Source organism: Fusibacter fontis, from assembly GCF_055378735.1.
This window is the reverse complement of sequence record NZ_AP042445.1, coordinates 3,019,746-3,031,914: the sequence shown is the minus strand read 5'-3', so window position 1 is coordinate 3,031,914 and position 12,169 is coordinate 3,019,746. Positions and strand designations below refer to the sequence as shown.

Here is a 12,169-nt window from a genome sequence, read left to right as displayed (position 1 = left end):
CATCATTGTACTATTTACCAGTGTAATCAGTGTAAAACACAGTGCAATCCAAAGTATTGGCGAATCCCATTTGGGATTTTTCTGACCCTTTTCGTCTATGTATTCAGTCTTTTGAAAAATAATTATTTTGTTTGTAACATCTCATGCATTGCCTGACACCTTTGTATCCAGTTCTCCTGAAATTCATCTTCTTCTAAAATACGATTATGTAAATCCTTTACCGTATTCACACCTTCAATTTCACACCACTTCACACATTCAAGATACGCCTCTAAGTCTAATTCATCTGGATCTTCATATACGTTGACTTCCGAAATGCCTTGATTTAACATTTCAAACAGTCTCGTATGCCCGTCTGTAACGACCCATTTATCTGCTAGCCAAATCACTGGAATTTGAACTTCATCCGCAGCTAAAGGATTCAGCCAATCACGAACTCGATTAAGTTTATTTTGGGAAATATACAGTTGACTGGGTTGCAAGTGCTGTATGTTCATTTTCTGTTTTTGAGATAGTTTCATCGTTTCCTCCTGTCAGTTTCTTTAAAATGCTCCCATTCATATAATATTATATGCAGTTCATTGATTGCCTTTCATCTCCCACTCTGCCTTTCATAATTCCTAAAGATCATCCCTTGACTTTTCATCATGCCAAACGTTTCGTAATAGGCTTGTAGTTCCGGATCACACAATAAATCTATCATGTAAAATTCACTCAATGTTTCAAGCATATTCTCCATTAATTTTTTACCAATGCCGCGCCCTTGATACTCCGGTAACACTTCTAGTAACGGAATATATGCGGATAACACAAGATCTGATGTCGCCGTAATAAAACCAACGACTGCCTCACTTTCGCTGTCCACTGCCAACCAAATATATGCGCTCTTTTCAAGCAGTTCGTAATGCTTAGCTTTTGAAGGTGGATTGGGCCAGTCGACAAAAAAACCACTTAATTGCTCTGGTGTTATCCCGTCTAATCTATCTGTATACTTGATCATCACTTACCTCCTGTATTTTGAAATTAAATTAAACGATGCAATTTTCTAACTCAACTTCTCGCTTATAGATATGGGACAATGTCTTCCCATATCACTCTTAACACTTCTTTTTCATAGGCTTCGTAGTGCCCAGTTATGGTCACGACCGCATGGTAGTCATTTAGAATCACGCAATACTGACCATACATGCCGTCCGCTCTATAGGTATTCGGCAGTGTCGAATTCCAAACCTGATACCCGTATCCTTGTTGAGATTCTGGATCTAACTTAAAAGAGGTATCCATCCAGTTCGTATGCATGCGATCAACAAAATTGGCTGACAAAAGTTGTTTATCCGCATATCGCCCTCGATTCAGAAGTAAAACACCCAGACGCGAAAACTCTTCTGTTGTTAAATAGAGACCTCCCGAACACGATGTATATCCCAAATGACAGCGATGCCACTGTGAATTCACAATCTTTAATGGATCAAATAGTCGTGGCTTTAGGTACTCTAATAAATGTTCATTTGTCAATCTGTGAATAATACGTCCTAACATATAACTGCACAAATCTTCATAAAAAAATCGTTTTCCAGGTGCCTCTTTTACTTCTGTTAAAAAAAACAATTGCGCGCGATCCATCTCATTCCACTTAGATTCATCTTGATTTACATGTCCAGAAGACATTGTCAAAAGATGTTTTATCTGAATGCGCTCTGATCCTACGCTTGCAATTTCCTCGTATTCTGGGAAAAAGCTCAGCACATAATCATCCACCGATAGCAGACCTTCAAATTCAGCAATCCCAATAGCCACCGCAACGAAAGTCTTTGATGCTGAATATAAATTTTCTCGGTCATCACTTCTAAATCGATGTTCTGCAATGGTTTTACCATTTTGATGAACATGGACACCATAAACGCCTAGATTTTTCTCATAAACACTTAACCTAAAATCCGTTAAAATTCCCATAGGGTCACCTCATTTTTTGTCCCAAATAAACAACTGTGGAAAATGCATACTCTCCTTAACTACAACTTATATTCCCAGTAGCCTACATTAATCCACTGATCATGCTTAAATCCTACTTCATTAAATTCTGCAACTTTTTGAAATCCGAGTTTCTCATGTAGTCTGACACTCGCAATATTAGGTAATGCGATTCCACCCATTGCTCGATGTATACCCGCTGATTTTAATTCCGTCAAAAGAGCTTCATATAGTTTTGTACCGATACCACCAACAGCCTTATGGTGTAAATAGACTGTGGTTTCAACCGAAAATTTGTATGCACTTCTTTCTTTCCATTTTGTTGCGTATGCATATCCAACGATTGTGCCATTATCTTCATATACAAAATAAGGTAAAATAGAACATATGTTGATTATTCTATTTTTCATATCCTCTACTGATACTGGCAATTCTTCAAATGAAACCGTCGTATTTTTCACATAATAATTATATATTTCACATATTTCCTCTGCGTCCTTTAATTCAACTTTTCTTAGCATAACGCCTTCCTTTCATGTTACATTGTATTCAAGATTCCACTTACATAGACGATACCGTTCTGATAACTCACCCAACAATATAAGATTCAAATAGATTCTTCACCGAACTTGCAAATTCATCTCCGGCACCCCAGTCAAAGTTAAAAAAGACGCCTTGAGAAGATCCCGCGGAAATTGATTCAATTTCAGTGACGCCATTGAAATTATGTATCGTAACGACCAGTGATGCTCTGCTGTTATTTCTCATAAAATACTTTTCATAGATGACAATAATCGAATACATACCATCCGTAATAGGATGCACTCTTTCATGTACCAACTCATATTTCATATTTCTTTTCAGATATTCAAATGCTTCCAGTGGTGTCATAGCGACTGCAAAATTATAGCTACTCATCTTAATTCCTCCAAATGATGACTTCTTTATATGGATTTGATCCGTTAATATTGGATTCTCACCTCATGTGAACTACACGGCTCTCGAGAGCGGTTAGCAAATACTGATAATGTGTTTCGTAAGGGACGAGTGATGAATCTCTGGTTTGAACCATCTTCTTAAAGGCGTCGATTGATACATATCTCACTTCTTTTACCTCTTGATCGCAAAATTGGTAGGCATCAATCGGAAGGTCTTCCCTGTAAAGAAACACATCATCGATTTCATTTTCATAATAACCCTCTATGCCGCCATATTCTCGACAGGTAAACAAATACATGAGTTGATCCATTTTTAAATCGATTCCAAGTTCTTCTTTCCCTTCACGTATCGCCGCTTGAACCGATGTTTCCCCTGAGCGAATATGACCGGAAAAAGAAATGTCGAGCTTACTTGGAAGCATCACATGTTCACTTCGGGTTTGAAGCAGCAGCTCATTTTGAGCATTTAAAATCCAGACGCAGACGCCTTTGTGAATCACCCCTTGCTCATGTGCTTGATTTTTGCACATGGCTTTACCCGTGTGTTGTCCAAGCTGATCATAAATATCTATTGATTCTATTTCATATGATACTACTTCGTTTAATTCTATATCATTTGTTTCCATAGCGGTTTCCCTCCAAAACATATCGTGCAATCAATAAATGCCTCACAATATTCAGTATAACAAGCAATTATAATTAAGTAATTAAAATCTGATAAAAATTCTATATAAAGAGGATAAATAAAAAAGACCAAACAGAGATTATTTAATCGTATTAAATAATTTCAATTTGGTCTTGCCTGATTTGTCTGTCACAATCCAACACGTATGAACTTGTGAATTTATTGTAACTTACTGAAAAAAACGTCAATTATTTTAATAATCATTCGTTAGACGGCTTAAGATGTACTGAAAATCAGTCCATTTGTGTCGCATTTCGATATGACATCCAAACGACAATATCTAAAATTAGTTGAATCATCGAAAAAATAATCAGATAACTGATGCCGATTCTGAAAGAAATCCACGCAACAAATGCATGTAGCAGCGTTAATATGATCATCCCTTTGTTTAACTTGCCTTTTCCTAACTGCAACAAAGCATAAGCGATCAAAGAAGTATTGATCAGTTTGCCTATGATAATGGGTAAATCAATTATTTTGTCAGAATCAAAATTATTCCCAACCACAATTAACTGAATAAAAATTAAGACAAACAAACCAATTCTATTGACACCATAAGGATTGTTCCATTTTTTCGTTCCATCTATTAGCACTCGGCCGACAATTTGTTCGCCATATGATAACCATTTAATTTTAGATCCAAAACTCAAGTAGTATGCAATGCAAAATACAACGATTCCAAATACTAAAATAATGTACGGAACAAAAGCATATTGACCTGTACTTAAAATATGTTCACCCATGAGAGACGAATATAATGCCATACAAGCAGATAAAATAGTTGCATAGATAAAAAAATCTATGACTCCAGCCATGATAGGATGCGGTTTCTCTTTGCTTTCATTTTTCTTATTTTCTACGATTTTTTGTTCTAACTCTATTTGACTTTCCATGTTATCCGACTCCTTAGATTAGTTTTATGGATGTACTCGTATACATTTTACGGAGTCGGTATTAATTCATCATGTATCAGATTATGCTTCAACAACTCGCTATACTCTGAATCCTCTAAGTACAACTTATACTTATTGCATTTGGGACAAGTTATAAAATAAGTCTGATCGCATTTTCCCAGTGGTATAACGAACATGAACTTTATTTTTCGGTAATACAAGTTTAATTCATAATGCTCATTGTCATCGCAATGTTCGCATCTAATCGGAATGCGTCTTATATTCCAATTATTATCATATGGAATTAATTCACTACCCCTTATAAATCCTACTTTTTCTATAGGTTGCTCAATTTTTTCCCAGATTAATGTAAATCCACTCATCTTACTACTCCCATATTAATTTTATTAAAACTCACTTTTCCCATTATAACAGTTTTAATTTATTTGTACACTTCTATATATAGAAATCGCTATGAACAATCCTCATTTACAGATTTTATAAACAAACAAATCCGATTCAGTTCCTTCAAAATCGTTTGTGTTGAATAGCTGACCGTGTGTTCCCCCCGTCTGGTAGAGATTTCCCTGATCATCCATTGCAATTTCTCTTCCACAGGTACTGAATTTAGGCATCAATGTCAAATTCCACTCAACCTGACCCTCTGCATCATAATTGATTATGAACGCTTGACATTGGTCATAATTTGAACATCCACCAACAATAACATGTGTTGGGTTTGTTTTGTCTATGATAACGCTATGAATCCCGTCCCATAAAGATGTTCCAAACTGTTTTTCCCACACTATTTCACCAGTGTCATTCACTTTAATTAATACAGCATCGCCATTGCCTTGTTTTGGTGCTACTAATTCACCATTCGTCCAACCAGTTAAATACACATTTTTATCTTCATCAACAGCAATTTTCGAAGCATTTTCATCAAATGCTGTTCCAAACTGATAACTTTTAATCACATCGCCATTGGCATTTAGTTGTGTATAGAAAAGATCTCTTTTCCCCAAGCCTTCAGATCCCAATATGCCACCTGTATTTCCGATTACATAAAAATTTCCCTCATCGTCCATACTAAATCCCGTCGCTGCATCGTATTGATCTGTTCCCCATTGACTGGTCCAAAGAATATTGCCCTGAGCATCTAATTTCATCAAATAGGCATCTGCTTGTCCCAAATTAGTTCCACCTAATTCTCCCTGAGTTGAACCACATATATAAAGATTATCATCTATATCCTGATAGATTTGTGAACTTGTTGCTTGGGTGAGTCCACCGTATTGTTTGGTCCATTCCACCTTACCGCTCACACTTATTTTTTGAATAAAAATATTTCCTACACCTAGATCTTCACTAAAACTTCCCGCTGTAGTTCCTGTCACATAAACATCTCCATAATTGTCGAAAATAATACCATTTGCACTGTCAGAAGATGCGGTTCCTGTTTGTAATGTCCACATGTTTTTACCCATTTCATCATATAATGAGATGAGAACATCTTTGCCACCAGACTGATTACCACCTAAGGTATAACCTGCAACACAACTTTTTCCAGTTGAATCTACTGCGATTGTCAAGCCTATGTCCTCTTTATCTGTTCCAATCTGCTGACCCCAAATAATTTTATCCACGCTACTGACTGGTTCAAACTCCGTTGCTTCCGAAGCGAGCTCTGACGTAGATTGAGTAGGACTCTCTGGTGTAGATATTGTCTCAGAAGTTTTTAACTTCTCGTTTGAGCTTTGACACCCCGCAAGTAAAGCCATCGTAATTAAACCAACTCCAATCACTCTTCCTAAAACACCTAATCTTCTCATCTAAATATCCCCCTTTTTTACGTAACGGTTAATTTGACTATTACTAGTTACGCGTGTTATGATAGAACTATATCAGAACGTTTCGTAACAGTCAATATTAATTTAGGAGGTTACCTTAAAATGGATTTTTTTTGGGCAATAAAATTTTTTGATACTTATTGGTTTATGGAACACGAGAATAAAGATCCTCTCGAGGACCTAGAATTCATTCGATTTTTCACTCAAAAATTGACAGGAAAAATTTTGGAAGAGGGCGCTGAGTCGCTTAGTAAAAGCTTATCCATCTTCAGAGATTCGCTCTATACAGTGATTCAAAACTTGCAAAAAGGCATTTTTGATGAAGAAACAACTCTACAGTTATTGAGTCCATATATCAGTGGGGCAAAAGGCACAAGAAAAATTCTATCTGAAAGCGATCATCAACCTGCGACAAGAAAACTTGTTTTTGAACCTGAAAAAGTTGACGAAGCCTACGTTTTATCAGAATTTGCAACACTTTGGTACATCTTACTATTTGAAAAAGATCGAACTCGTATTCGAATTTGTGAACACCCTGAATGTTCATGCTTATTCATTGACGAGAGTAAAAACCACTCAAAACGCCATTGTACAGACAAATGTAGCAATGTCATGAAAATGCGCCGTCATCGAGAAAAAAAGGAATAAAAAGTTTAACGTTCCCAATTTATATCCGTTAACGCAATGAGTTGCTTTCCGTTAACCCTTCCAAAAATTCTCGAATCGCACAGCTATATTCCTGAGCTCTAATCACGGGGGTTAATGCGTGTTCAGCGCCATCTATACACGTAATCATTGTTTTTTGCCCTTTAACGAGCATTCTAAAATGCTCTATGGATTTTTGCACGCTCGCATCTGAAGCCTCCCGTGTATCTGGTAAAAATAAGATCGGGCACACTAATCGCTTATACATTTCAGCAAAATCCGTTAAATAGAAATCTTCACAGTACTGAGCAAGAAGTTGAGGTTTAAATGCAACCGTCACCCGCCCATCACTCTCTTTTTTGAACCGATTGATATGAATCGCTTCCAACTGTGTTTTCCAATGCTCATGATGATTTTCAGCGATGATCTGATGATAATAACTGATCATTTCATCCACTGATTCATAAGACTCAACTGGTCTTTGCTGCACTTTAGCCACTCGCAAGCGACAATCTTCATGAATTTCAGATGCTGGTAGGTGTATCTCGCCATTTTCACCATAAAAATTTTGAAATCCACCTTCACATGTAATTGACAATACTTTCTCTGGATAAGTGGCGGCAAAGAGTAATGCAATTTCAGCACCCATTGAACTTCCAACAATATGAACGCGTTCTACTTGAAACTTACAAAGTAATTCCTCTAAATCCACCACAAAATCATTGAGTCGATACCCTTCTTCCGGACAATCCGAACGCCCATGTCCTCGTAAATCAGGTACAATTACGTGATAATCTTTAGAAAGATTCTCAATACAGCTATTCCATTGTTCACTATTCCAAGAACTGCAGTGCAAAAGGAGCAGTGTCTCTCCGATGCGCTTTGTTTCTTTTGTGTAAATGCCGATTCCGTTCACTTGTATAATTTGTTCTGAAACAATCAATTGTTCTGTCATTTTCACCTCCGTCGAGTACGTCAACAACGACTTGTTGCGCGCCCCTTACGAATTACTCTATTATGATTTTTTTTACTTTACACGTCAATCGACTCTCGTTTGGGCTACATGCATAAATGCCTGCCCACACAGTTTCAGCGTTTTTATGCAAATGCAGCACTCTCATCTGCTTCCAGTCTATGCCGTTCATTGAATGTTCAATGATAAAATCTTGATGACTCCGTTTTATGCGATACCACATGGCCGTGATATCCGTTGATATATCCGTTGTTGCCCAATCGGAATACCCCAAATTTGTGGCCACTGACCCCAATCGACTGATTTGTTCATCCTCATATTCAATTGATGCCTTAATCCAATTTTCACTATCAATTCGTACAATAATTCCACACTGATCGTACTGCTTATAGGACTTGAATTCCAACAATGCTTGTAAGGAAAAATCCTCTTTGATCTCCGTTAACAAGCAATGTCCATCGTCTCGTTTAAAGCCATAATGCGTGCGTTGCCAAAAATCCGTATTCGGTCTTGTGTTAAATACAAGTCCATCCTCAAAATGAATGTCATCGGGTTCATTCAACCACGTAAATTCAGTTGCTGTTCCTTCAATGATTTTTTTTAAGTCCATGCTAATCCTCCATCGCCAGTTTAATCTGTTTACTTGATATCGTCTTAGTTTCAGGTTTGTTTGGCAGTTTTTTCCAAAGATAAACTGCATATGCGATAATAATCACTGATTGAATCGTAATCACCACAAGCTCTGTTGTTCCACTTGCGATGGCCGTCCAATTGATGAAGTCATATAGACAATGCCATAAAACGATAGGCATCAAACTTCCACTGAATACCATAAGTTCTGCTGCTACAATTCCGAAAATCCATGCATTCATGACGGTTAAAGTGACCATAAGCAGATTCGAACCAGAAAAGGCCTGTGCAACATGAGCTAAAGCAAAAAATATCGCTGAAATCTGCACTGCTTGTTTGATTGTAAAGGCTGCCTGCAGCTTTGTAAAAATGACGCCTCTAAAATAAATTTCCTCTGAGAATCCTATTGTAAGAGTAAAGAATATAAGTGCTATAATTCGATGAACATCACTTTCCATACCACTCAATACAAATGGGATTTTTGCAAGTATGAGTGGAATAAAAAACAGTACGTTTTGGAAACTTTCTGGATTCACTCTTCTAAATCCAACTTGCTTAAAACTCATTTTTGCCATTTTGATATAAACAAACGGAACGATTGCAGACAGAGCCATAAAACATCCTTGAATATAATAACCTTTTATCCCATCTAACTTACCCACTACCACAATCACACCTGAAACGACAGGAAAAATCATCATCGCCAGCGTAAGTACAAAGGATAAAATTAGAGTCTGTTTTTTTGAATATGTCTTATTCAGATTCGCACACTCGGTAGACATTTTCGATCGCTCCTTCAGCATCTTGAATTTGGTTGATTAATTGACCCTTATTTTTTTCGATTACGCGTTTAGACCCAATATTGGAATCGCGACAAACGATGTAAACATCCTCTATTTGAAACTCTTTGGCCTTTTCCAGTGCTTTATTTAACAATAAAGTACCATATCCTTGATTCCATTTTGAATATCGAATCGCATATGCAATATGTCCCCATATTTGGGCTTGTGCTTCCGTGATAAATGGTCGTATCTGAATTTCACCAATAAACACCTGATCTTCAACACACCAGTACGTGTAGGTTCTGGGCATCCCCTCTGGAATGTCGACACCCTCCTCATAATTTTTATACACATCGAGTATACAAGCTTTCCACTGTTCATAATACTCTGGTTCAAAGGGTTTCCATTCATCGATATTGTTTTCATACGATTCCTTGCATGCCCTTAAATACTCGTCAAAATAGCGTTCATTGGGTCTGATGACTTCCATTTGGTGATCCTCCATAATCTCGTATTGGCTCTTCTTAATATATATATACGTTATCATTACATTCTTTTTACTAACCGCCTCATCTCGTTGGTCTTAAACCATCCACTGTTTGATTTACCTGCCATGCGATGATAGTGGCATTATCTCTACCGTTACTGTTTTTCACAACTTCAAGCATTCTGAACACTCCAGATTCTACTGAATTCTCGTCAAAGACGCACTTGATTGCCTCGTGGTTCTCAAAAGGTCTATTTTCAATCTCAAGAACACCATCTGTCAATAAAACGACAATCGATTTTCCTGCCCTAAGCTGAAGGGTACCTTTTGTATAACATGGAACCTCTAAATCTAATGAATTTTTTTGACCAATCCACTGATAAAAAATTCGCTGATTCAATCTAAATTGACCTAACTCGTTAAACTCATGATGTAATACATAAATCGAATTATCGCCAACTGAAAGCCACCAAAGGTATTCATTTTTTTGTAAACAGACTAAAAATGCAGTTTCACCGTTCACTTGACGTGATTGTTCTTTAACTTTGGGGGCATTTAAAATCTCTTCTATTAAGTTTTCAGTATTTTTTATCGCATCTTTTGTATTCAGTTTTAAATTGTATTCGATTTCATTTTTTCTTGCAGACAATATATTTGTGTACAAAAGCACACTCTCATTGGTTGTATGCGCATCAAAGAGCACCGTGAATATGGCATCCTCATTTTCTGTGATTATAAATACACCATCTTCATTGAATTTTGCACCATTTGATGAAGCGCCACCAAAAATGCCAATCGATACAGTGTTAGATTTCATCATTTTTATTTCATCAATATAAGAATGTGTGCTGCCGTTCCAAATTAAATGTTCTGTCATTCTCGAATGCTCCTTAAACTCCCGAATTTACTTCATTTCATGTAAGTTGATTAAATTTTTAACCAGTTCATCGATACCAAGCATCATTTCATATAAACTCTGTGTTCCTATAAAGGCAGGCGTGGATACAACTTTATGTGGATAGTCAATACAACATTCTGAAGCTTTGGTATTTACAAGTATTGCACCGGTTTCTTCTAGTACCTTCATAAATGAATCCCGACTTGTACTTAACATTACTTGACCATCTTTATGACTAAGCGCTTTTGCAACTACCACGATTGCGCCACATATAGCGCCAATGGGTTTTTTTGCATTGTGAAATGTTTGAATAGCCTGTTCCACTTCCTCATCTACTTTAAACGATTCTTTAGATACGATAAAATCGGATAAATTTTTGAAAACACCCTGACCACCCGGTATGATCAACGCATCAATCTCATCAAAGTTCATCTCGTTTATAGGGAATATTTTCCCTCGTCCAATTCTAGCAGACTCAATTAAGACATTTCTGACGTCTTCGTTTTCAACTGTCTCTGTATAATGGTTAAAGGTATGGTATTGATTTTTATTGGGTGCAACGCTTATATAATCCGCCTTATATTTATCCAACGCAAGATATGTCAACATAACTTCTTCAATTTGACTTCCATCACCGATTCCACAACCGGAAAGTAATACTGCAAACTTCATTTTATTCTCCCCTTTCTGATACATGATCAATATAAGAATTGATTTTAATTCATTTTACAATTTGTTTCTTAAAAAATCTCATAGCCCCCCAATTAAATACGATAAAACATGAAATCGAATCAGGATGACTGCTACTACTAGCGTTACAGGGATGATTTTTATAGCCTGACGGATATTTTTTGATAATACTGCCAACAATAGGATCGCAATGATGAAGTTGAGTCCTGAATAGATAGATAATACACCATAACTTTGTTCCAAGAGCAAACTAATAGGTAGTGCCGCACAAACGGCGGAAATCCATCCATCACCCCTACCGTACCAAGCAATATATGCTGCGAACGGTGAACAAACTGCAATTGCACCCCATCTGAAAAAATAGTAACTCGGAAAGAAGCCAAATAACTCCATGGAATACAGATAATACGCTAGTATGAGTCCAGCAAAGAAAAGGAACACATGGATTCCAGCCGCCAGCGGACTTCTACTGGTTGCCGCTATTATCGTGGCTAAAAATGCCCATATTCCAATGCCAGTAAAAATATTTCCCGTGATACTCAATATATTTCCGAGTTGGCCCTCATGCGGAATACTTTCTATATACTTAGAAACAAATCCCAGAAACGCCCCTGCTATGAAAAATAGGATCCCCTGAAGAAACTGTTTTTTTAAGCTTAACTGAACCGTTTCTGAGCGTCTTATGCTATTCAAAAATGTGATGCTCATTTATGTCCTCCATAGACGT

16 protein-coding genes are annotated in these 12,169 nt (G+C 37.0%); 1 reads left to right on the top strand and 15 read right to left on the bottom strand.

What is annotated here, in order from left to right:
* Positions 1 to 122: 122 nt before the first annotated feature.
* From ACZ41W_RS13720 to ACZ41W_RS13685, 8 genes are all read right to left on the bottom strand, one after another.
* Positions 123 to 521: a hypothetical protein gene (locus tag ACZ41W_RS13720; protein WP_464312553.1), complete on the bottom strand. Its 399-nt coding sequence runs from the start codon at positions 519 to 521 to the stop codon at positions 123 to 125.
* Between the two features lie 71 nt (positions 522 to 592).
* A complete protein-coding gene (locus ACZ41W_RS13715; protein WP_464312552.1) occupies positions 593 to 1,000 on the bottom strand; it encodes a GNAT family N-acetyltransferase in 408 nt (135 codons plus the stop codon).
* A 62-nt stretch (positions 1,001 to 1,062) separates the two neighbouring features.
* On the bottom strand, positions 1,063 to 1,953 hold the full coding sequence (locus ACZ41W_RS13710; protein ID WP_464312551.1) for a serine hydrolase domain-containing protein: 891 nt from the start codon (positions 1,951 to 1,953) through the stop codon (positions 1,063 to 1,065).
* 59 nt (positions 1,954 to 2,012) lie between these two features.
* Complete coding sequence (locus ACZ41W_RS13705) at positions 2,013 to 2,492, bottom strand: arsinothricin resistance N-acetyltransferase ArsN1 family B (RefSeq protein ID WP_464312550.1); 480 nt, start codon at positions 2,490 to 2,492, stop codon at positions 2,013 to 2,015.
* 67 nt (positions 2,493 to 2,559) lie between these two features.
* Positions 2,560 to 2,889, bottom strand: coding sequence for a DUF6054 family protein (locus ACZ41W_RS13700; RefSeq protein WP_464312549.1), 330 nt, complete (start codon positions 2,887 to 2,889; stop codon positions 2,560 to 2,562).
* 58 nt (positions 2,890 to 2,947) lie between these two features.
* A complete protein-coding gene (locus ACZ41W_RS13695) occupies positions 2,948 to 3,535 on the bottom strand; it encodes an NUDIX hydrolase (RefSeq protein WP_464312548.1) in 588 nt (195 codons plus the stop codon).
* A 292-nt stretch (positions 3,536 to 3,827) separates the two neighbouring features.
* Positions 3,828 to 4,487 carry a hypothetical protein gene (locus ACZ41W_RS13690; RefSeq protein WP_464312547.1) on the bottom strand — a complete coding sequence of 220 codons (660 nt, stop codon included), beginning with the start codon at positions 4,485 to 4,487 and terminating at the stop codon, positions 3,828 to 3,830.
* 485 nt (positions 4,488 to 4,972) lie between these two features.
* Positions 4,973 to 6,319 carry an SBBP repeat-containing protein gene (locus ACZ41W_RS13685; RefSeq protein WP_464312546.1) on the bottom strand — a complete coding sequence of 449 codons (1,347 nt, stop codon included), beginning with the start codon at positions 6,317 to 6,319 and terminating at the stop codon, positions 4,973 to 4,975.
* Positions 6,320 to 6,439: 120 nt separating this feature from the next.
* Here ACZ41W_RS13685 and ACZ41W_RS13680 point away from each other — a divergent pair, with 120 nt between their 5' ends.
* Positions 6,440 to 6,985 (top strand): CGNR zinc finger domain-containing protein, encoded by a 546-nt coding sequence (locus ACZ41W_RS13680; RefSeq protein ID WP_464312545.1) that lies wholly within the window; start codon positions 6,440 to 6,442, stop codon positions 6,983 to 6,985.
* Between the two features lie 28 nt (positions 6,986 to 7,013).
* On the opposite strand, the gene ACZ41W_RS13675 is transcribed toward ACZ41W_RS13680, so the two are convergent.
* The 7 genes from ACZ41W_RS13675 to ACZ41W_RS13645 all read right to left on the bottom strand — a co-directional run bounded on the left by ACZ41W_RS13675 (position 7,014) and on the right by ACZ41W_RS13645 (position 12,150).
* Positions 7,014 to 7,937, bottom strand: a complete 924-nt coding sequence (locus ACZ41W_RS13675) for an alpha/beta fold hydrolase (RefSeq protein ID WP_464312544.1) — start codon at positions 7,935 to 7,937, stop codon at positions 7,014 to 7,016.
* Between the two features lie 52 nt (positions 7,938 to 7,989).
* On the bottom strand, positions 7,990 to 8,565 hold the full coding sequence (locus ACZ41W_RS13670) for a DUF1349 domain-containing protein (protein ID WP_464312543.1): 576 nt from the start codon (positions 8,563 to 8,565) through the stop codon (positions 7,990 to 7,992).
* 1 nt (position 8,566) lies between these two features.
* Positions 8,567 to 9,367: a CPBP family intramembrane glutamic endopeptidase gene (locus tag ACZ41W_RS13665; protein WP_464312542.1), complete on the bottom strand. Its 801-nt coding sequence runs from the start codon at positions 9,365 to 9,367 to the stop codon at positions 8,567 to 8,569.
* Positions 9,339 to 9,857 (bottom strand): GNAT family N-acetyltransferase, encoded by a 519-nt coding sequence (locus tag ACZ41W_RS13660; RefSeq protein WP_464312541.1) that lies wholly within the window; start codon positions 9,855 to 9,857, stop codon positions 9,339 to 9,341. The genes ACZ41W_RS13665 and ACZ41W_RS13660 overlap by 29 nt, the downstream gene beginning before the upstream one ends.
* A gap of 79 nt (positions 9,858 to 9,936) precedes the next feature.
* Entirely contained in the window at positions 9,937 to 10,731 is a 795-nt protein-coding gene (locus ACZ41W_RS13655) for a PP2C family serine/threonine-protein phosphatase (RefSeq protein ID WP_464312540.1), read from the bottom strand.
* Positions 10,732 to 10,758: 27 nt separating this feature from the next.
* Positions 10,759 to 11,424: an isoprenoid biosynthesis glyoxalase ElbB gene (elbB, locus tag ACZ41W_RS13650; protein WP_464312539.1), complete on the bottom strand. Its 666-nt coding sequence runs from the start codon at positions 11,422 to 11,424 to the stop codon at positions 10,759 to 10,761.
* A gap of 78 nt (positions 11,425 to 11,502) precedes the next feature.
* The gene (locus ACZ41W_RS13645; RefSeq protein ID WP_464312538.1) at positions 11,503 to 12,150 is read right to left on the bottom strand and encodes a hypothetical protein; all 648 of its coding nucleotides are present in this window, start codon (positions 12,148 to 12,150) and stop codon (positions 11,503 to 11,505) included.
* Positions 12,151 to 12,169 lie beyond the last annotated feature (19 nt).

What these genes read in the sequence shown, in the direction of transcription:
- ACZ41W_RS13660 (WP_464312541.1), bottom strand. Translation starts at nt 9,857, where the DNA reads ATGGAAGTCATCAGACCCAATGAACGCTATTTTGACGAGTATTTAAGG.
- ACZ41W_RS13710 (WP_464312551.1), bottom strand. Translation starts at nt 1,953, where the DNA reads ATGGGAATTTTAACGGATTTTAGGTTAAGTGTTTATGAGAAAAATCTA.
- ACZ41W_RS13700 (WP_464312549.1), bottom strand. Translation starts at nt 2,889, where the DNA reads ATGAGTAGCTATAATTTTGCAGTCGCTATGACACCACTGGAAGCATTT.
- ACZ41W_RS13675 (WP_464312544.1), bottom strand. Translation starts at nt 7,937, where the DNA reads ATGACAGAACAATTGATTGTTTCAGAACAAATTATACAAGTGAACGGA.
- ACZ41W_RS13655 (WP_464312540.1), bottom strand. Translation starts at nt 10,731, where the DNA reads ATGACAGAACATTTAATTTGGAACGGCAGCACACATTCTTATATTGAT.
- ACZ41W_RS13665 (WP_464312542.1), bottom strand. Translation starts at nt 9,367, where the DNA reads ATGTCTACCGAGTGTGCGAATCTGAATAAGACATATTCAAAAAAACAG.
- ACZ41W_RS13685 (WP_464312546.1), bottom strand. Translation starts at nt 6,319, where the DNA reads ATGAGAAGATTAGGTGTTTTAGGAAGAGTGATTGGAGTTGGTTTAATT.
- ACZ41W_RS13720 (WP_464312553.1), bottom strand. Translation starts at nt 521, where the DNA reads ATGAAACTATCTCAAAAACAGAAAATGAACATACAGCACTTGCAACCC.
- ACZ41W_RS13715 (WP_464312552.1), bottom strand. Translation starts at nt 1,000, where the DNA reads ATGATCAAGTATACAGATAGATTAGACGGGATAACACCAGAGCAATTA.
- elbB (WP_464312539.1), bottom strand. Translation starts at nt 11,424, where the DNA reads ATGAAGTTTGCAGTATTACTTTCCGGTTGTGGAATCGGTGATGGAAGT.
- ACZ41W_RS13695 (WP_464312548.1), bottom strand. Translation starts at nt 3,535, where the DNA reads ATGGAAACAAATGATATAGAATTAAACGAAGTAGTATCATATGAAATA.
- ACZ41W_RS13705 (WP_464312550.1), bottom strand. Translation starts at nt 2,492, where the DNA reads ATGCTAAGAAAAGTTGAATTAAAGGACGCAGAGGAAATATGTGAAATA.
- ACZ41W_RS13690 (WP_464312547.1), bottom strand. Translation starts at nt 4,487, where the DNA reads ATGGAAAGTCAAATAGAGTTAGAACAAAAAATCGTAGAAAATAAGAAA.
- ACZ41W_RS13670 (WP_464312543.1), bottom strand. Translation starts at nt 8,565, where the DNA reads ATGGACTTAAAAAAAATCATTGAAGGAACAGCAACTGAATTTACGTGG.
- ACZ41W_RS13680 (WP_464312545.1), top strand. Translation starts at nt 6,440, where the DNA reads ATGGATTTTTTTTGGGCAATAAAATTTTTTGATACTTATTGGTTTATG.
- ACZ41W_RS13645 (WP_464312538.1), bottom strand. Translation starts at nt 12,150, where the DNA reads ATGAGCATCACATTTTTGAATAGCATAAGACGCTCAGAAACGGTTCAG.